Source organism: Hirschia maritima DSM 19733 (assembly GCF_000378345.1).
Lineage (GTDB): Bacteria > Pseudomonadota > Alphaproteobacteria > Caulobacterales > Hyphomonadaceae > Hirschia > Hirschia maritima.
In genome coordinates this window covers 13,601-33,804 of record NZ_KB899546.1, presented here as the reverse complement: position 1 = coordinate 33,804, position 20,204 = coordinate 13,601, and the positions used below count along the sequence as shown (strand labels likewise).

Annotated in this window: 16 protein-coding genes; 6 read left to right on the top strand and 10 right to left on the bottom strand. The window is 45.6% G+C overall.

Features of this window, described 5'->3' with window-relative positions:
• Nucleotides 1-16: 16 nt before the first annotated feature.
• From F551_RS0108475 to F551_RS0108455, 5 genes are all read right to left on the bottom strand, one after another.
• Nucleotides 17-895, bottom strand: a complete 879-nt coding sequence (locus F551_RS0108475) for a 3-hydroxybutyryl-CoA dehydrogenase (RefSeq protein ID WP_033404898.1) — start codon at nt 893-895, stop codon at nt 17-19.
• A 183-nt stretch (nt 896-1,078) separates the two neighbouring features.
• Complete coding sequence (locus tag F551_RS0108470; RefSeq protein ID WP_018997067.1) at nt 1,079-2,005, bottom strand: electron transfer flavoprotein subunit alpha/FixB family protein; 927 nt, start codon at nt 2,003-2,005, stop codon at nt 1,079-1,081.
• Complete coding sequence (locus F551_RS0108465; RefSeq protein WP_018997066.1) at nt 2,005-2,751, bottom strand: electron transfer flavoprotein subunit beta/FixA family protein; 747 nt, start codon at nt 2,749-2,751, stop codon at nt 2,005-2,007. Before F551_RS0108465 ends, F551_RS0108470 begins: the two co-directional genes overlap by 1 nt.
• Nucleotides 2,752-2,894: 143 nt before the next feature.
• A complete protein-coding gene (locus tag F551_RS0108460; protein WP_018997065.1) occupies nt 2,895-3,479 on the bottom strand; it encodes a cob(I)yrinic acid a,c-diamide adenosyltransferase in 585 nt (194 codons plus the stop codon).
• A gap of 82 nt (nt 3,480-3,561) precedes the next feature.
• Complete coding sequence (locus F551_RS0108455) at nt 3,562-3,771, bottom strand: twin transmembrane helix small protein (RefSeq protein WP_018997064.1); 210 nt, start codon at nt 3,769-3,771, stop codon at nt 3,562-3,564.
• A 220-nt stretch (nt 3,772-3,991) separates the two neighbouring features.
• Here F551_RS0108455 and F551_RS0108450 point away from each other — a divergent pair, with 220 nt between their 5' ends.
• On the top strand, nt 3,992-5,302 hold the full coding sequence (locus tag F551_RS0108450) for an ammonium transporter (RefSeq protein ID WP_018997063.1): 1,311 nt from the start codon (nt 3,992-3,994) through the stop codon (nt 5,300-5,302).
• Between the two features lie 83 nt (nt 5,303-5,385).
• Here F551_RS0108450 and F551_RS16540 read toward each other — a convergent pair whose 3' ends face one another.
• The 5 genes from F551_RS16540 to F551_RS0108425 form a co-directional block, all read right to left on the bottom strand.
• The gene (locus F551_RS16540; RefSeq protein ID WP_018997062.1) at nt 5,386-7,104 is read right to left on the bottom strand and encodes an acyl-CoA dehydrogenase family protein; all 1,719 of its coding nucleotides are present in this window, start codon (nt 7,102-7,104) and stop codon (nt 5,386-5,388) included.
• Nucleotides 7,105-7,225: 121 nt separating this feature from the next.
• Complete coding sequence (locus F551_RS0108440) at nt 7,226-7,519, bottom strand: hypothetical protein (protein ID WP_018997061.1); 294 nt, start codon at nt 7,517-7,519, stop codon at nt 7,226-7,228.
• 246 nt (nt 7,520-7,765) lie between these two features.
• Nucleotides 7,766-8,623 carry a TerC family protein gene (locus F551_RS16535; protein WP_018997060.1) on the bottom strand — a complete coding sequence of 286 codons (858 nt, stop codon included), beginning with the start codon at nt 8,621-8,623 and terminating at the stop codon, nt 7,766-7,768.
• A 125-nt stretch (nt 8,624-8,748) separates the two neighbouring features.
• Nucleotides 8,749-11,544, bottom strand: a complete 2,796-nt coding sequence (locus tag F551_RS0108430) for a hypothetical protein (RefSeq protein ID WP_018997059.1) — start codon at nt 11,542-11,544, stop codon at nt 8,749-8,751.
• Between the two features lie 245 nt (nt 11,545-11,789).
• On the bottom strand, nt 11,790-13,661 hold the full coding sequence (locus F551_RS0108425; protein WP_018997058.1) for a DUF885 domain-containing protein: 1,872 nt from the start codon (nt 13,659-13,661) through the stop codon (nt 11,790-11,792).
• 198 nt (nt 13,662-13,859) lie between these two features.
• Here F551_RS0108425 and fliQ point away from each other — a divergent pair, with 198 nt between their 5' ends.
• From fliQ to recA, 5 genes are all read left to right on the top strand, one after another.
• Nucleotides 13,860-14,123: a flagellar biosynthesis protein FliQ gene (gene fliQ / locus F551_RS0108420; RefSeq protein WP_018997057.1), complete on the top strand. Its 264-nt coding sequence runs from the start codon at nt 13,860-13,862 to the stop codon at nt 14,121-14,123.
• 17 nt (nt 14,124-14,140) lie between these two features.
• Nucleotides 14,141-14,884, top strand: coding sequence for a flagellar biosynthetic protein FliR (gene fliR / locus F551_RS0108415; protein WP_155825877.1), 744 nt, complete (start codon nt 14,141-14,143; stop codon nt 14,882-14,884).
• An 11-nt stretch (nt 14,885-14,895) separates the two neighbouring features.
• Nucleotides 14,896-15,957 (top strand): flagellar biosynthesis protein FlhB, encoded by a 1,062-nt coding sequence (gene flhB, locus F551_RS0108410; RefSeq protein ID WP_018997055.1) that lies wholly within the window; start codon nt 14,896-14,898, stop codon nt 15,955-15,957.
• Nucleotides 15,958-16,056: 99 nt separating this feature from the next.
• Nucleotides 16,057-18,678 (top strand): ATP-binding protein, encoded by a 2,622-nt coding sequence (locus F551_RS0108405; protein WP_018997054.1) that lies wholly within the window; start codon nt 16,057-16,059, stop codon nt 18,676-18,678.
• 230 nt (nt 18,679-18,908) lie between these two features.
• Nucleotides 18,909-20,003, top strand: coding sequence for a recombinase RecA (gene recA, locus F551_RS0108400; protein ID WP_018997053.1), 1,095 nt, complete (start codon nt 18,909-18,911; stop codon nt 20,001-20,003).
• The last annotated feature ends 201 nt before the right edge of the window (nt 20,004-20,204 follow it).

Here is a 20,204-nt window from a genome sequence, read left to right as displayed (position 1 = left end):
GAAGTTTGTTTAAACTCTACCGTGTAGGAACAGGATTTTCTCCACGATAGTCGTAGAAACCGCGATTGGTTTTACGTCCAAGCCATCCAGCTTCAACATATTTTACGAGCAATGGGCAGGGTCTATACTTAGTATCAGCAAGGCCATCATGAAGCACTTGCATGATGGATAGGCATGTATCTAAACCGATGAAATCAGCAAGCATTAGCGGGCCCATAGGGTGGTTTGCACCTAATTTCATGCTTGTATCGATGGATTCTACTGAACCTACGCCTTCATATAAGGTATAAACCGCTTCGTTGATCATCGGCATAAGGATGCGATTGACTATAAAGGCTGGAAAGTCTTCTGAGTTGGTAAGGGTTTTACCTAATTTATCGACAAATTGAGCAGAGGTGTCATAAGTCTCCTGGCTTGTTGCTAGCCCTCGAATAATTTCAACCAGTTTCATAACCGGAACTGGGTTCATAAAATGAACACCAACAAAGCGTTCTGGACGATCAGATGCGGACGCAAGACGGGTAATAGAGATTGAAGAAGTGTTTGTCGCTAAGATCGCACTATCTTTCAAATATGGTGTTACATCTCTGAAAATTTGAGCTTTGATATCTTCCTTTTCCGTCGCTGCTTCTATCACGATATCTGCTTCGGAAAGTCTATCAAGTGGAAGACCGGAACCAATGCGCTCTAATGCAAGGTCCATATCCTGTTGAGAGATGACCTCTTTGCTAACTTGGCGGGTCAAATTCTTGGAGATGACGTTGACGGCAGCATCGATACGATCTTGAGAAACATCGTTGAGCAGAACATTGTAACCTGCCAATGCGCACACGTGTGCGATCCCGTTACCCATTTGGCCAGCGCCGATTACGCCAACTGTTTCGATAGTACTCATGCCCAATGCCTTTTGGTTCACCAAATTGTTGATATAAATCAATGCAATATTTACGATACACATAAAAGATATATCATTTAATGCTGATTTGTAAATCAGAAGAAATATAATATTACGCTGAGTAATAAAAAACGCCACCCTAATAAAAGGGTGGCGTTTGAAAAACACATAGTTGAAGAGTGTTTATACAGCGTCTGTCAGTTCTGGAACTGCGCTGAAGAGATCGGCAACCAAGCCGTAATCAGCGATCTGGAAGATTGGAGCTTCCTCATCTTTGTTGATTGCAACAATGATTTTGGAGTCTTTCATACCTGCTAAGTGCTGGATTGCACCTGAGATACCAACAGCGATGTAAAGCTCTGGCGCTACAACTTTACCCGTTTGACCAACTTGGTAGTCGTTTGGAGCATAGCCAGCGTCAACAGCCGCACGAGAAGCACCCACAGCTGCGCCTAGTTTATCAGCAAGCGGGAACATGTATTTCTCGAAGTCTTCTTCTGATCCAAGAGCACGTCCACCAGACACAATACGTTTAGCTGATGTAAGTTCAGGACGATCAGAAACTGATAAGTCTTCTGATACGAAGCTCGATTTGAATGGTCCTGCAGCTGCATCGATTGTCTCAACAGAAGCTGAACCAGTGTCCGCAGCAGCTTCAAAAGCAGTTGAACGAACAGTTACGACTTTCTTTGCGTCAGACGATTTAACAGTCTGAATGGCGTTACCTGCATAAATTGGGCGCTCAAATGTGTCTGTATCAACAACTGCTGTGATGTCAGAAAGTTGCATAACATCAAGCTTAGCAGCAATACGGGGAGCGATGTTTTTACCTGTTGTTGTTGCAGGTGCGAACACAGCGTCGTAATTTGCCATAAGCGGAGTCACGAGAGCTTCCATTGCTTCGGCAAGCTGAGTTTTGTATGGCGCGCCATCAGCGTGAAGAACTTTACGGACACCATCGATTTTTGCTGCAGCTTCTGCAACAGCGCCAGCGCCTTCACCAGCAACTAGAACATCGATTTCACCGAATGTTTTTGCAGCAGTTACTGTTTTGTTTGTAGCATCGTTTAGAGACGCGTTATTGTGGTCTGCAATTACTAGAACAGCCATTATAGTGCTCCTGCAGCTTTAAGTTTTGATACAAGTGTTGCAACATCTTCGACCTTCTCACCAGCTTCACGCTCGGCAGGTTCAGTCACTTTCAACACTGTTAGGCGCGGAGAAATATCAACACCGAAAGAAGCTGCTTCTTTTGTGTCGATAGGTTTCTTCTTCGCTTTCATGATGTTCGGAAGAGACGCATAACGTGGCTCATTCAAACGAAGGTCAGTCGTTACAACAGCTGGGCCTTCAAGAGCCACTGTCTGTAAACCGCCGTCGATTTCACGTGTTACGTTGACTTTACCGTCTTCAACAACAACTTCTGAAGCAAAAGTACCTTGCGGCCAGTCAAGAAGAGCTGCCAGCATCTGTCCAGTTTGGTTGTTGTCGTTATCGATTGCTTGCTTACCAAGCAGGATCAGGCCTGGTTGTTCTTCGTCAGCAACTGCTTTCAAAATTTTAGCAACTGCTAGTGGCTCAACATCACCTTCAGCGGTGATGAGAATACCGCGGTCAGCACCCATAGCTAGAGCTGTACGAAGAGTTTCTTGTGCTTGTGCAACACCGATAGAAACGACAACGATTTCTGTCACAATGCCTTTTTCTTTAAGACGTACTGCTTCTTCAACAGCGATCTCACAGAATGGGTTCATGGACATTTTCACGTTCGCAAGGTCTACACCAGTTTGGTCAGGCTTTACGCGTGGCTTTACATTATAATCAATAACCCTTTTGACGGGTACGAGAACCTTCATCTAGGCGTCTCCGGTAATCTATTGGTTAGCGTGGATAAACCACATTTATTTAATTCTCGAGGCTGGTCCCGATACATGTTTCAACGATTAGGCGTAAGATTTATGCTGCTCTGCGTCAAGATCACTTAGGGGCAGTCTAACTGCTATCTATTTGCGCCCGGAACCCACTTAACATCCTGTTCGCCATTTCCGTTTGCACGACGGGCAGCGACAAAAAGAAAGTCTGACAAGCGATTTACATAAGAAAGTGCAGCGGGAGTTACAATTTCGCTGTCCTTGTCATTAAGTTCTGCGACCAATGTTTCAGCCCGTCGAGTAACAGTTCGCGCCATATGTAAATGTGCGGCCAAGGGCGTGCCGCCCGGCAACACGAAGCTATCGAGAGGGGGGATGTCTGCGTTCATGCGGTCAATTTCAGATTCGAGCCATTTGACTTGAGAATCCACGATACGTAGGGGTTCCCATTCAAGTTTTTCGCTATTTTCAGGTTCGGGCGTAGCGAGATCAGCACCCAAATCAAACATGTCATTTTGAATGCGCTCTAGTGATTTTGAAAGTTGAGCGTGCTGGCCGATGTGAAGGCGGGCAAGGCCAATCGTGCAATTTGCTTCATCGATTGCGCCATAGGCTCGAACGCGCAGATCATATTTTTTGACGCGATCTCTAGTCGCGAGGCCTGTAGTCCCCTTGTCACCAGTGCGCGTGTAAATTTTATTGAGTTTTACCATTCACTTCTACCTTGTGAATTATGATTTGTGCGACGATCTAACGCGGCTCATATAGCTAAAATACTTCGTGGAAAAACGAAGCCTATCCGATAACTCCATTTGCAAATCCAATAGCAACAAGGATTGCAACGGCAATTGCCTGAGCGATAACTCTAATTCTCATGAGTTTATTGGAGCGGGAGGCTGCTTTTCCTGACTTGGAATCTGTATTTAAGCTTATGAGTCCGGCTACGAGGATACCGAAAACTGCTGCTATAGCGATATATAATAGAATGCTGAGTGTCATAGTCATGGTTAGCAACCTAACTCATAATAGATTTGGTGGCGAGTATTAGATTTAATTTCAATCATTGTCCCATTGCCTCTAGTGGTTAAATTTTATGCAGACTGTCTAAAAATAGATCGTTTTGATAGGATTTGGTCCAAAAGTGCGTATAGGACTTGACGATTCCTCTCTTCTTCTCTGCCTGAGAGCAACCCTCGACGAGGAGGGAAAATAGGGAGGCTCAACGATGGGCAGAACGAATGGTATGCTGCGTACAGTTTCGCGGTTGGGCGTAATAGCGCCTGTTTTTCTTTTGGCTGGATTTCCGGCACACGCTGACACTGGTGATACAGCGTGGATTTTAACAGCAACAGCTTTAGTTTTATTTATGACTTTGCCTGGCTTAGCTCTCTTTTATGGTGGGTTGGTGCAGAGAATTAATGTCCTGTCGGTTTTGATGCAGTGCTTTGCTATTGCTTGCTTAATGTCAGTTTTATGGCTCGTAGCTGGATATTCAATCGCATTTGCCGATGGAAATGGAGCTGCCGAAGGAATGGGGCAAATCTGGGGTGGGTTGTCCAAAGCATTTTTGGGTGGCGTCGGTGCCGACACAATGTCTGGAACAATCCCTGAAGGTCTGTTCTTTATGTTCCAAATGACTTTTGCCATCATCACTCCAGCGCTTATCGTTGGTGCTTATGTGGAACGGGTGAACTTCCTAGCTGTCTTACTATTCAGTGCTGTGTGGCTGCTCATTGTTTATGCACCAGTTACCCACTGGGTATGGGGTGGTGGCTGGTTGGCCGACATGGGTGTTCGTGATTTTGCTGGTGGGCTTGTTGTTCACGCGACTGCCGGTATCTCGTCTCTCGTCTTTGTAATTATGATGGGCAAACGTCAGGGATTTGGAAAAGATATCCATCCTCCACACAATCCAGCCTTCGTAATGATCGGAGCTGCAATGCTTTGGGTTGGTTGGTTTGGCTTCAATGCAGGATCTGCGCTTGGTGCCAATGGTGACGCTGCGCGTGCAATGATTGTGACGCACACATCAGCTGCGACGGCGGCCTTTGTATGGATGTTGATAGAGTGGAAACAGTTTGGAAAACCAACATTGGTTGGTATTGCGACAGGTATGGTTGCGGGTCTAGCCACGATAACGCCAGCAGCGGGCTCAGTTGGACCTGCAGGTGCTCTGATTATAGGTGTTTTAGCTGCATTTGTTTGTTATGCCGCAATCAACTTGATCCGCGTAAAGCTTAAGATTGACGATAGTCTCGACGTGTTTGCCGTGCACGGTGTTGGCGGAATATTGGGAACATTGATTTTGCCGTTCTTGGCAACGTTGGGCCCAATGGCACCAGGGCTCAATGAAGGAGAAACAGCTCTTGATGCCTTCACTGTGCAGGCTATCGGAGTGTTGGCCGTGTGTGCTTGGTCACTAATTGCATCTATAGTTATTCTTTTTGGTGTAAAATTGATAACTCCGCTTAGAGTTGACGCGCAGGCTGAAGAGCAAGGGCTTGATGCGGCAACACATGGTGAAACTGCAGCTTAGCCATTTTGAAGTGACAATCTAAATACAAGCAAAAGCCTCAATTAAGTAATTGAGGCTTTTGTTTTGGGGGAACAAAGTTGGTTTTAGTTGTTCGCTTTTAGGTGTTCTTCGATTGAACGTCGAGCGATTACCATGGCTTGAACTTCGCCTGCGCCTTCAAAAATGTTGAGTATGCGAGCATCGCATAAAACGCGGCTGATAGGGTATTCAAGTGCGAAGCCGTTACCGCCATGAATTTGCAAAGCATTGTCTGCAGCGGCCCATGCGACGCGCGCACCTATAAGTTTCGCCATACCTGCTTCAAGGTCGCAGCGTTTGCCGCTATCTTTCTGATGAGCAGAAAAATAGGTAAGCTGGCGCACACCAACGAGTTCAGCGGCCATCATCACTAGTTTGTCTTGAACGCGTGGGAAATCGAATATAGGGCCACCAAATTGTTGACGATCAATAGCATATTGAAGACCTAACTCTAAAGCGGCTTGAGCTGTCCCTATAGCTCGCGCCGCGGTCTGGATACGAGCGCCTTCAAATGTGGCCATGAGGTACTTGAAGCCCATTCCGTCGCCATCTTCACCACCCAGTAGGTTTTCTTGAGGCACTTCAAAAGAGTCAAAGCCGAGCTCATATTCTTTCATGCCGCGATACCCAAGAACCTCAATCTCGCCGCCTGTCATTCCATTTGCAGGGAAGGGGTTTTCGTCTGATCCGCGTGGTTTTTCCGCTAGGAACATGGATAGGCCTCTAAAGTCGTCCGTATCCGGTTTTGTGCGGGCAAGCACAGTCATAAGATCTGATCTTGAAGCGTGTGTAATCCAAGTTTTATTACCTGTAATTTTCCAATGATCACCATCTAATTCAGCGCGAGTTCGCAATGCGCCTAAGTCAGATCCTGTATTGGGTTCAGTAAACACTGCGGTCGGTAGAATTTCACCAGACGCGATTTTAGGTAAGAAATTTTCTTTTTGAGCTTGAGTTCCGCCGTTCAATATTAGTTCCGCTGCGATTTCTGAGCGTGTCCCCAAAGAACCGACGCCAATGTATCCGCGCGAAAGCTCTTCCGATACAACACACATGGCTAGTTTACCCATGCCAAAGCCGCCAAATTCTTCTGGTATGGTCAGGCCGAACACCCCAAGTTCCGACATTTCATTGACGATTGAAATTGGAATGAGTTCGTCTTTTAGGTGCCATTCATGAGCGAAAGGAACGACTTTTTCATCAGCAAATTTTTTGAACTGATCTCGTACCATAGACATGGTTTCATCAAGCCCAGTATTTTCTACCGTTGCCTGTCCTTGAGCATTCTTAATTAGCTCAGCGGCCCGCGAGCGTACCATTGGCGTATCACCATTGGAAATAAGAACAGAGACGGCAGGGTCCGAAAGAAAAGTAGATACAGTTTCAAGTGAAATTCCTAGATCGGCCGAGCGCACCATTTCGCACTGCGTCATAGGGATTCCGCTTGATAATTGTTTTAGGTATTCAGAGAAAAGGATTTGACTCAATAGAGCATCTGCTTCGCCAAATGCGCCATCGTTAGAGAGGCGTTCAGCCCAATTTGCGGTTTGAGCAAGTGTTTCTGCGTACGCGCACATCCAACCAAGGCCATGCGACGCTCGCTGCTCTATACCCATGAGTTTGCGATCTATTTTTCCATTTGGAGCGATCCGCGGCGTAACAGACTTTAATGCGTGGTCATAGAATGCTTTGGCAGCTTTGGCAGCTTCGCTGTAAAGGCGAGGTAGTTCGCTGGAAGTGAGACCCTGAACAGCTTGTAATGGGGAGGTAAAATTCTCAGTCATCGCTATTTTTCCTGTTATGCTGCAGTGCAATATATCAGAAAAAATGAATTTGTCGCCCCCTTTGCATATTTATCTTTTGAGGGGCGTTGTTTGGCTGTGAAATCGATCGGGTTGTGAAAGGTTAGTAACAGCTAGAGCTATTACGAATTGTAAGTTCGGAAGCGCCAGAGAAGAAGCACTTTTCCATGTGTTCTGTTTGTGCGCCGATATATGAAATATCAAATGAGCAGTAGAATTTTCCTTTGCCGAGATTGTCACATGATAGATTGCGCAAGTCGTCAATAATAGCATCACGTGACCATTCAGCCATTGCAGCTTTAATTTTGGTTTTGTTTGGGGTTTCGTAGTCGTCACTACAACCAACAAGGCAAAGCGATGCTGCCACGCTCGTGGCGCATAGAAGATTCTTAATCATGATATTCCCTCAGTATTCAATGCAGGTTGATAGACCTGATTGACCTCCCATTTTGATTAGCCGCTTCTCACTTCGGCGATTGGGCAAGGGATATAACAATTCAAAGTTAAATTTGTGTTGCTTTTTGTTTATACTCTAGAGTGGTTGGTTCTATTTGAGTGATACTAGAAGAATAGAATTTTTTATATTCATAACAAACAGCCCAGTATTTGTTTGTTCTTTGGGCTGTTTGTTACGTTAGCTCAATTAAGCTTTATGTACGCTATCGACGACTTCGGCTGGGTTTTCACCCAAGAGTTCTTTCTCTCTCATTGCCCAAAGTCGTTTTTGGTATTTTGTCTGAATGACATCTGTGATGACCAGTACAACGATAACAAGATAGAATGTTGATTTGGACATTGCTTCTATTTCGTGGCCAAACAATTTCAAGTGAGCTAGGTGCCCGCCCTCGGAAACCAGCAAAACTCCCACAAGGAACAAAATAAATAGTCCCATGATTTCATACATGCGGTTCTTTTTAAGGAACTCTGCTACGTAATCTGCCATCAGTATCATCACAATACCAGATGCAATGATGGCAACAGCCATAATCCACACTTGATATTCTGTTTCACCTGTTGGTGTTTTTGTATTGGCGATAGCCATTGCAGATAAGATTGAGTCAAATGAAAACACCAAATTCATAGCAACAATCATTGAAATAGCTTGCGCCACTGATTTTTTGTTTTGCCCTTCTGTGTGTTCAATATGATCAACGATCATAAGGTGCGAAATCTCTTTGATTGCTGTGTAGATGATGAATGCTCCACCAGCGAGGGTCACTAGAGCCTGGAGATTAAATACACCTTCGATAAAACCCGTCATGGTTAAGTTGAAGAGGGGTTCTGCCAGCAAACCGAATAAGTTCACTATTATAATGAGCAATACAATTCGGAAGAGCATGGCAAGGCCAATACCCCAACGTCTAACCATTGAGGCTTTTTCTTCTCCAACGCGTTTAGATTCGATGGAAATGTATAGAAGATTATCAAAGCCCAATACTGCTTGCAGGGCCAGCAGCATGAGTAGAGTAAAAATTCCTGAGACGGTGAATATTTCGGCCATTAAAGCTCTCCACGTTCTAACCAAACGGATTGTTTAGCTAAATTTTCTTCTTGATTGTAATTACGCCGACAAGGGAAAGCCTTGTCGGCGTAATGGTTTTCAATTCTAACTTGTCTGATTCAGTCTTAATGATCAAATTGGCGAAGGCGTTCTGAAACTGCGCGGGCAGCGTTTGTTTCAATCGCGTCTGCTTCCCCAAACCTCTGAAGCGCTAAACGCCACAACCATTTGGCACCGCCCGGGCGACCTGATGCGGCTGCGTGATCTCCTGCTAAGGCTGTTAGCTCTGCTAATTCTGGCGTGTTTTCATCGCCTTCTTGAACAAGGTTACGACGGATATCAGCTAACAGATTGTCTGCATCTTCAAGCTTTCCTGCATCGATTGCTTCCTTAATCGGCAACAGACGAGGATGCGTGATGTTTGTGTCACTTGGTGTTTGTTCATTCGTAATAGGAGCAGGGGGCGCGAGTGTATCTACTTCGGTTCCTTCACCCGGCGCAGACATAGCTGAATCGGCTAAGGTTTGAATGTCCATCTGACTTGAAGAAGGATTGTGACTTGAAGCGGTGCTCGCAGCGAGCGCGGCCAGACCTGCCATTCCGCTCGCAACTTCAGGAATTGGAGTGGAGTTTTGTGGTGGTGAAGGAGTTTCGTCGACGGAAGGCAGGTCTTCTATAGGAGGAAGTGTTTGTTCTTCCAAACTGGCTTCTATGTTGAATTCTTCCGATGGAATAGTGACTTCAGGAAGAGGGGCAACAGGCTCTAGTTCAACTTCTTCAAGAATATTGAGGTCAGCTTCCTCATTTATTGAGGATGGCTCTAATGAAGGCAGTTCATCCAATTCTGGAATAACTTCTAATCCTTCAACCTCGAGAGCCGCTTCTGGCTCAGCTGTTTCAGTCGATAATTCCTTGGTAAATTCTTGAGGCTCAGATGTGTTTTCTTCAAGTGAAACTTCTTCATCCAAAGAAGCGCCTTCAAGTAGAGGTAACTCCTCTGGCAAGTCTTCTAGTTGAGTTTCGTCAATTGAAGCAAGTTCGTTTGAAAGGCTGACTTCGGAAAGGTCTTCAGACGTGATCTTGTCATCCAGCTCCATAGCATCTTCCTGCGATGGAGTATCTTCAGGTTTAAAATTAAGCGGTGCGTCAATTAATCTAGTTTCTGACGGAGTTGTTTCTAATTCGGGAAGGTCTTCAATTTTTTCTTGTTGAGGTGCTTCCTCGAGAGAGCTTGGTTCTAATGAGGCAATGCCCTCGATACTAGAAGCTTGCTCTGTCGTGACAACTGTTTCAGCAATTGCAGGAGAGTCTAATTCTGGCAACTCAAGATCAGAGAGTGATTCCACCTGATCGTCTTGCGAAAGGACATCATCAGATGAAGCGGAGGCCTCAAATTGATTTTCTTCAGCAGATTGCGTTTCTTCGACTGCTAAATTGAGCTCGTCCGTTGAGCCAAGGTCTTCTATTTCGGCATTGAATTCTTCAACTGTGGAAGTAACTTCTTCAGTTGGTAGCGCTTCTTCTAAAATCTCCAGTTTACTGACTTCCTCCACCTCAGGAATTTCAACTTCTAGATGGGATGGCTCGGCAGTAGGTGAGTGAGCAGTTTCGTCTGGAGTTACATTGAGTTCCTCAGTTGAGCCAAGGTTTTCTATTTCAGTGTTGAATTCTTCAACTGTCGAAGCAACTTCTTCAATGGGCAGCGTATCTTCTAGAGGTTCTAGTTCGCCGACTTCCTCCAATTCTGGAATTTCAATTTCCAGCGGGTTCGGTGCTATTTCATCTAATGAAAGATCGTCTTCTAAAGATAGCTCTACAGCTGGTTCAGGTTGCAAATCTTCAGCTTCAATAGGCGCAAGATCTGGTTCTGAAATATCGAATGATGGCAGTTCTTCTTCAATCAACTCACTTGATTCAATCGAGAGATCTTCGGTCGCGTTATCTGTCGAGGAGGGCTGTGTCTCCTCATCAACGAGATCGTCTTCATTATCATTAAGTGAAACGACTGCGGCTTTTGTGCTGGGATCAGAAAGTGCGTTCAGTTGAGCTTCAAAAGCATCATCATCTGAAGCGTCAATTTCAGTTTCTGGGAGGGAAGTCGGTAAATTATCTTCGAGAACTGGGGTATCTAATTCAGGTTCTGAAGATTCAAGAACAAACCCATCATCCATAGATGCACTGGCGGCTTCCATCGCCATGGCTTCTATGTCTTGTTCATTTAGTTGAGAATCCATGTCCGCCGAAAGTTCTTCGATGATTTGCTCTTCTTGAACAACATTGGTTGGCGTTTCTATCAGTGTTTCAGCAGGAATTTCTGTTTGGGGACTATTGGGTTCAGCAAATGATGTTGCGTGTTCGGTTGCTTCTACAACAGTTTCAGTGTCTTCGGCCTTTTGAAAACCATCAGCATTGAAGCGGGGTCTTTCAAAAGGAAGCTCTTCGCGAGGGTATTCCGGTTCGTCATTTTGAGTAGAACTATCTTGTGATGCCCCAAAGGCACTTGCGGCAGTTGCGCCGCCCACAAGTGCTACGCCAGCGGCTGCAATACTGGTGGTATTGTCTTGATCCTTTGATGGCTCATCTATGCTGCCGGGTGTTTCTTGCAACCAACTAGGGCGATCAGAATTTTGTAATTGAGGTTCGGTGTCTTCATCAGCAAATGCAGGACCTGATAAGTCAACATTGGGGCTTTTGTCTGGGTAGCGCCAATTAATTTGTTCTACTTTTGCCCGTGGAGACATTCCCATAAGAAACAAAACTAAGCCTAGAAGCGTAAGCACAAGGCCTAGCGCGACGAGCCACAGTGTTTCTGTGTCGGTAACATTAAACACGCCGCCGGGAGAGTCTTTTCGGAGCCAAATACACCAGCCTCCGCCTATCGCTAGAACTAGCCCGAAAAGTAATTGCAGCGCTCTAACCATATTGAATCTGCATCCTCGTACTAAAATACACTTTGACTCACTACTTGATCATCAAATCGGCGTTTTGAAAACACGCTTTAAAAATAGAAAAACGGGTCGATTAGATCAATAACGATATTCTTACCAGAGATCAAAGGGATAGGAAGATATTAACACAGTCACATACAAGAAAAATGCGGGATTAGCCCAAGAATTCGGCATAATCCCGTATGTCCATCAATTTGAATCCCTTAAAGCGTTAGCTTTTAAGGTCTGGATTTTTCGATCCAGTCATCGATTGCGTGCTCCAATTCACTTAAAGGAACAGGGCCACTTGCAAGCACAACATCGTGGAAATCAGGAAGACTGAAAGCATCTCCCATTTCTGTTTTGGCTTTTTCTCTGAGTTCAAGAATTTTAATCATTCCAATTTTATAGGCTGTGGCTTGCCCCGGCATGACGATGTAACGATCAATCGCTTTAATACAGTCGCCTTCTGGGTTTGGAGTGTTATCCATAAGGTATTGCGTCGCTTGTTCTCGTGTCCACTTTTTCTCGTGAATTCCAGTATCGACCACCAAACGCGCAGCTCGCCATAATTCCATGGCCAATCGACCAAAGTCAGAATATGGGTCCTGATAAAAACCCATTTCTTTTGGCAAATACTCTGAGTAAAGTCCCCAGCCTTCTGTGTATGCAGTAAAACCGCCGTATTTTCTAAATTTTGGAACGTTTTGAAGTTCTTGAGCTATTGCCAATTGCATGTGATGCCCTGGAATACCTTCGTGGTAAGCAAGAGCCTCCATTTGATATATGGGCATACTGCTCATTCTGAATAAGTTCGCATAATACACACCCGGACGGGACCCATCTTGTGCTGGGCGCTGATAGAAGGCTTTCCCCGCGCTTTTTTCTCGGAAAGATTCAACACGTCGCACAACCATTTCCGCTTCTGGGAAAGTGTTGAATGCTTTGGGTAACACTTCACGCATCGTATCGATTAAAGCGGTTGCCTCTTTGATGTATCGGCTCCGACCTTCATGATCATTTGAGTAGTAAAACTGTTCGTCTAAGCGCATGAATTCAAAGAATTCTGAAAGTGTGCCTTCATACTCAACCTTTTTCATGATGGTTTTCATTTCATCATGAATGCGCGCAACTTCAGACAAGCCTAGTTCATGTATCTGATCGGCTGTAAGGTCTGTAGTCGTCATGCGGGCTAAGCGTTTTTTGTAATAGTCGCCACCGTTAGGTAGCTTCCAAGCTCCGTCATCATTGCTTGCAAGCTCAATATCTTCCTTTATCCAAGCTTCTACCTCTTTGTATGCTGGCAATACACTTGTTAGGAGGGCTGCATTTGCATCCAATATAAGATTGATTTTTTCGTCATCCGAAATTTCAAGCTTATTAATTTTTGACTTTATATCTGCAAATAATGGGCTGTCTTCTCCCTCTGCGAAAGGGGCACCGCTAATCACGTTTTCAATATCCGAAAGGACATATTCATAAACGAATTTTGGTGGACGTATGCCTGACACCGCTGCGTTTTGAGCATTCTCAAGGTGCGTTCCGAGATAGTCTTTGACGCCGTTGAGACGAGCGATATAGCTAATCGCATCTTGTTTATCAGATACGCGGTGTTGAGCGATCAAAAAAGCAGGGATACGGCTTTGTTGTCCATACATCTGATCGAACACATAACCGTGATGCCGATAAGTGAACATATCTGCACTTTGTTTTCCGCGCAGCTTGAACAATCTATATGAGAGTTGGGTATCTGGCGAAAGCTTGTCGTAATCTACCAAAGATTTCATCTCTTCAATAGCAGCTTGTCCGAGTTCAAATTCTTCTAGTGCTGCGGCTTCACTAGGGTCATCCCATTTGTCTTTATTCGTCTTCAGGCCAAGACTTGTTTGAAACATGGGTGAACGCGCAACAGCTGCATCAAACTGTTCTTCAAAAAAGGTGTTTAGCTTTTCTGATTCAGTTTGAATGACTTCCTTCTGGAGATCTTTAACTGTTGAAGATTTAGCAATATTGTCTGCAGCTGTTGAAATAATCGAATCGTCTTCGATATCAGCATTTGTGGCACACGCTGTTGCGAGTAATAGTGCAAAAGCAGAAACAGTGTTGCGCATGGATTTAATTCCTCCCAAAATACTTCCAAACACACATTGCTTACTGTGTTCCATTCGTCAATTGCAGGACTTTATTAACCTTTTTGAACCAAGAGTTAATTTGAAGCATTAAATTAGATCTACGCCATTAGGTGCCATGAGTTTGGCTCGCCATGCATAGATTGATGTTTGGATTTTGAAATCAGAGGCTTACTTTCGATGACCGGCGCTGAAGTGCTTGATTTAGGGCGAGATGCATTGTGGGCGACAGTCGCAATGGCAACTCCAGTCATGGTGGTTGGCCTGGTTGTTGGGGTGTTAATTGCCCTGCTGCAAGCTCTCACTCAAGTTCAAGAAATGACTTTGGTGTTTGTACCTAAAATTATAGCTATCTTCCTGACATTGCTTTTGTTTTTGCCGCTAATGGGGGCGACCTTGTCAGGGTTTTCCGATGTCATTTTTGCTAAAATTGCGGGGTATTGAGCTAAATGGATGCGCTAATGCCATACACTTGGGCCGGGGCTCTTTTGTTTTGTCGCATCGGCGCTGTGCTCATGTTGGCCCCTGGTTGGGGTGAAAGTTCTGTTCCAGCTAGGTTTAGGTTGTCTGCTGCATTGTTAGCAACATTTGCGATAGCGCCAACATTAACCAACGAAATTCCGCCTATTCCTGAAAATGTCAGCCAGAGCGTAACGTTAATCATTAGCGAAATTTTGATCGGGATTATGATGGGGGCAGGCGCTCGGATTTTAATGAGTGCGCTTCAGGTTGGAGGGCAGGTGATAGGTATTTCTTCTGGTCTTGCTATGGCGAACCAGTTTGACCCTACTGTTGGTTCTTCCGGTGCTATATTGGGTGTGTTCATGTCTATGACCGCTATAGTGCTGATTTTTGCTGCTGGGATTCATAGAGATATGTTGCAGGCTGCAGTTGATAGTTATCAGCTCTTCAAGCCGGGTGAACCTCTTCCTATTGGAGACGCGGCTCAATGGGAATTGGGTGCTATGGCAACTGCATTCAAATTAGGCATACAAATCGCAGCGCCAGTATTAGTCGTGGCTTTAGTTTTCAACCTCTCCATAGGTTTGGTTGCACGCTTGATTCCTCAGGTGCAGATCTTCTTTATCGCCATGCCGATACAAGTCATGCTTGGGCTTAGTATCATGACATTCATCCTAGGGGGCGGGTTGCTGGTGTGGTTAGACACGCTTGGCCGATATGCACGCCTCGAAGGGCCGATATAGGGGAGGGATGAATGGCTGAAGACCAGGATGATTCGCAGAAGACCGAAGAACCAACCCAGAAACGCCTCGATGATGCGCGCAAAAAAGGTGATATTGCCAAAAGTCAGGATGTACCTGTTTGGTTTATATTGATGGCAGGTGCGGCGATTATTGCCGCAGCGCGTCCTTTGGCCAGCAGTATTGGCTCTCCACTCACCATGCTGCTTGATCATCCTCATGATTTTCAGTTGGCTGACGGCGGCGCACAGCGTTTGATGGCAGCCCTTTTAGGTGAGTTGTTTGCGCCAATGATGATCGTTTTTTCTATCATCATTGTGTTTGCACTTTTTGGCCATGTTATTCAGTCAATGCCTTTGTGGACTGCTGAAAAGATGAAGCCAAAACTGAGCAAAATTTCTCCTTTGGGCGGTGTGAAACGTATTTTTGGTCCGCAAGGCTGGATGAATCTGTTTAAGGCCATTTTGAAGCTTTTAGCTGCGACGATAGCGGTAGGGTTCGCAGTTTGGCCGAGCCGACATGAGCTGGTGAAAGTAGGCGAGATGGATATTACTGTCTTGCCTATGGTGTTGCAGGACAAAGCTAGTCGCTTGTTTATAGCTGCTCTTATTGTTGTTGGGTTTATCGCAGCAATTGACTACATGTTTCAAAAACACACCCATATGAAGAAAATGCGGATGTCGCGTGAGGACATCAAACAAGAAACAAAACAAAGTGATGGTGATCCGCAAGTTAAAGCAAAATTGGCTGCGATACGGCAACAACGTTCACAGCAACGAATGATGGCCGCAGTGCCTGAAGCTACAGTTGTTGTAACAAACCCCACGCATTATTCAGTTGCTTTGAAATTTGATCCTGAGGTTGATGCTGCTCCAATTGTGGTAGCCAAAGGGATCGATGAAGTTGCTTTAAGAATCCGCGAAGTCGCTAAAGAAAATGAAGTACCACTTGTTGAAAGTCCGCCCTTAGCGCGAGCTTTGTTTGCGAGTGCTGAATTAGAACAAATTGTCCCTAGAGATCATTTTGAAGCGGTGGCGAAAGTCATTAGCTTTGTGATGAGAACTGGTAAAAAATAATATTTATGGTTAACCGCAGAGATAAAATCCGTATACACTATTTATCAAAGCGCGAATTGCGTGGCTTTTCTGCTGCGTTGAATAATGGATCGAGCCGTCATGTCTGATTTGAACGATACAAAAACAGTGAACAAACCGCACTCGGAGAAAAAGAAAGTTGATATCCTTCAGACTTTCTTTTGGTTGAGCGTGGCGGTTGCTGGAGGAGCTGCAGGTGTAGCGCTGACATGGGGTGAGAAAATTGGGCTCGCGTCTGTCGTTCTCCTCATCGCACTTGGTAGTCTTGCTTTAGTGCTATTGTTGTGGGTTACGCGTGGAGCAGGTCGCCGCATTGGTGTCTTCCCTGAGAGAGGTGCTGCCGAGGAAGCTGCTCAAAAGGCTGTGAAGGGTTTTTCATGGCTTGAAAGCTTGTCGGAACCTGCACTGGTGACGGAACGCGGCGGGGCTGTTGTGACTGCAAACAGCGCTTACCGTAAATTGGCAGAGCAAGCTCATGAAATGGGCGAGAGCGGCCCAATCCCAACTGTGGATCGTCTTTTTGGAGCGAACCCAGGCATGGCAGCTCCTATTTTCAGATTGGCAAAAGCCGTAAAAACAGGTGGCGCAAAAGAAGAAGTTTTGCCTGCCTTAATGTTTGGTGGAAGCGATAAGCCTGTTCAGTTTGTGGCGAATGTATCTTCGGTTGGAACTGGCCGAGCTTTGTGGCGATTGCGCAAGACTGATGGCAGTGATGCGGATAGCTCTTCTGTAGATCCACGCGCACTGTATGTAGAAGACGCACCTGTTGGCTTCTTCTCTGCGCGCCGTGATGGAAGAGTGGTTTATGTAAATGCCAGCCTTCGCAAAATGTTGAGCCTACCTGATGAGCTGGGTGGTTTGCGTATGGATGATTTGATGCGTCCAGAAGGTTTGAAGCTATTGCGCAAAGAAACGCGCGGAGGTGCTAGCCAGCGGGCCGATGTTGTATTGCGTTCCAGAAATGGAGTTGAGTTGCCTGCGCTTCTGACAACCTCTTGGACTGGTAAGGGCCCAGATTCCTTGTCTCGTTCTGTTGTACACTTAGGATACAGTGCTGAAAATCCACCACAGCAGGAAAAAGAAGACAATGTATCGCAAGGGCTTGTTGCGCCTGGGCAGGTAAGTGACGACACTATGTTCACTGACGCACCATTTGGTGTTGTGCGTCTTGAGGGCGATGGCGTTGAAACGGCTGTCATGATGGATCTAAACCGCGCCCTTCGCGACATGACCGAAGCACGAGCGCAACCAGGGGCTCGTTTTGCGGATTTGTTTATCGCTGAAGAAGGTGAGGAGGGGCTTGCTTCGCAACTTGCAAAAGCACTTGATGGCGCAGTCGAGTTAAAGCTGGCTTCTGACACAATCAAAGACCCAAAAGATGCGAAAACTGTTGATGTCTTCATTGCTCTGGATCGTCGAGGACGCCCAGCAGCTGCTTATGTGATTGATACAACCGAGAAGAAAACGCTTGAGCTGCGACTTGCTCAGGGTGAGAAAATGCAGGCTATTGGTCAATTGGCTGGTGGTATTGCGCACGACTTTAATAACCTTCTTCAAGGTATCATGCTCAACACAGATAAGCTGCTTATTCGTCACCCGCCGGGTGACCCGTCATTCTTTGATCTGAAGCAGATGTATGAATTAGCGGCGCGTGGGGCTGAGATGATCTCAATGCTTCTCGCATGGTCTCGTAAGCAGACATTCCGTCAAGAAGTGCTAGATCCATCCGAGATGCTATCGTCTTATTATGTGTTGCTTCGCCAAATTATCGATGAGCGCATTAAGCTAGATATTGTCCATGGACGTGATTTACCGCAAATTCGTGCCGACCGTGGGCAGCTTGAAACAGCGCTGACAAATCTCTGTACGAATGCGCGTGACGCGATGTTAGAGAAAAATGGCAGCGGAGAATTGGTTGTTAAAACCTCTCGCGCTGACGCGGCTATGGCGCGAAAAGATGGGTTCAATCACGTTCAGGAAGGTGATTATCTGCTGATCGAGGTTATCGACAATGGGACAGGAATTCCGCCTGAGCTTGTTGAAGAAATCTTCCAGCCATTCTTCACGACAAAGAAACAAGGAGAGGGAACAGGCCTTGGTCTCGCATCTGTTTACGGGATTGTGAAACAGTCTGGCGGATATGTGTATCCGGTTTCTAAAGTTGGTCGTGGTACAACGTTTAAAATCTTTATGCCGGCTTATATTGCAAAACCGGAAGAAAAAGAAGCGGCAGATAAATCCGCTGAACGTGCTGCGAATGAGGCTGAAACAGCTGCGCAGGTGAATGAGATTGCTGAGAAGAACCGTCCTAAAGATCTTGCGGGTCGCGGTCGCATCATGTTGGTTGAAGATGAGGACTCTGTACGTGGATTGGCGTCCCATCTTCTCTCTACATTCGGTTATCAGGTCATTGAAGCTGCTGATGGAGAGGAAGCGCTTGAGCTTATTCAGGAAAATGCTGGTCAGATCGACCTTCTAATTTCTGACGTGGTTTTGCCAGGGATGGATGGCCCCGCTCTGCTTAAAGAAGCTAAGCCTTACCTTACGGGCGCTCGCGTGATGTTTATCTCAGGGTATGCAGAACGTGATCTTGCGAAGACTTTGGATGAAGAAAGAGAGATTTCTTTCTTGCCTAAACCATTTACTCTTCGCCAATTGGCCGAGCGTGTGAAAGATGAATTGAACATCGTTGAAGCTGCATAAAACCAGTTTTTTCAAATGAGAACATCCAAACCACCGTCTATATATAGGCGGTGGTTTTTGCTTTCTAAGCATATCTTGTGTGTGAGAATAAAAGTAGAACATTCCTCACATTCGCTATTTGTTCTTTTGGAACATTTGTGGTACAAATTAATCCAACAGGCGATGGAAACTGTTGCACACAGGCGTTGAATAGTCGGTGGCAGTGTGCGACATAATATGGAGAATCAAATATGGCGCGTGCGTCTTTGCAAGTTGTGGAAAATAGCGGAATGGATAAGCAAAAAGCCCTCGAAACGGCTCTCGGTCAGATCGAACGTAATTTCGGTAAGGGCTCTATCATGCGTTTAGGCGATAACGCAGCAATGGATGTTGAAGCAGTTTCTACTGGTTCTCTCGGTTTGGACATCGCGCTTGGAATAGGTGGTCTTCCTAAAGGGCGTATTATCGAGATTTATGGTCCTGAAAGTTCTGGTAAAACAACAATGTCGTTGCACTGTATTGCCGAAGCGCAAAAAAATGGTGGTGTAGCTGCATTTGTGGATGCTGAGCACGCACTAGATCCTGTGTATGCGGGTAAACTTGGTGTGGATCTAAATGATCTTTTGGTTTCCCAGCCAGATACAGGTGAACAATCTCTAGAAATCGCGGATACACTCGTGCGTTCAGGTGCGGTTGATCTATTGGTTGTTGACTCTGTGGCTGCTTTGACACCGCGCGCGGAGCTAGAAGGAGAGATGGGAGACAGTCTTCCTGGTCTTCAGGCACGTTTGATGAGCCAAGCGCTTCGTAAACTGACTGCATCAATTTCTAAATCAAACTGTATGGTGATTTTCATCAACCAAATCAGAATGAAAATTGGTGTGATGTTTGGATCGCCTGAAACGACAACAGGTGGTAATGCGCTAAAGTTTTATTCTTCTGTGCGTTTGGATATTCGTCGTATCGGTGCCTTGAAAGACCGCGATGAAGTGATTGGTAATCAGACGCGTGTGAAGGTTGTGAAGAACAAGGTCGCGCCACCATTCCGTCAGGTGGAGTTTGATATCATTTATGGTGAGGGAATTTCCAAAACGGGTGAGTTAATCGATCTTGGTGTTAAAGCTGGTGTCGTGGATAAAGCTGGTTCTTGGTATTCATATGGATCTGAGCGCATTGGTCAGGGACGAGAAAATGCGCGGAAGTTTTTGAAAGAAAATCCTGCTATTTCGGCAGAAATCGAAGAGAAAATTCGCGCGGACGCAGGATTGATCTCGGAGGAAATGTTAGCAGCAGGACAAGCTAATATAACCAATGAAGAAGACCCTGATGCTGCTGCAAACGGTTAAATATTGAGATGATTGAGGAGCCACGCATGAAAATGCGTGGTTTTTTTCTCTTATTGTCACTCAATGCTTGGCCAAAGCAGAAGTGCACTATATATCGCGGTATGGAATTGAATTGCTCCGCGACCTGATCTTTCTCTGTTGCTTATATCAAACAAGGAAAATCAGCAGATAAGGAGCTTATGCACGAATTAGGAGTGCCAA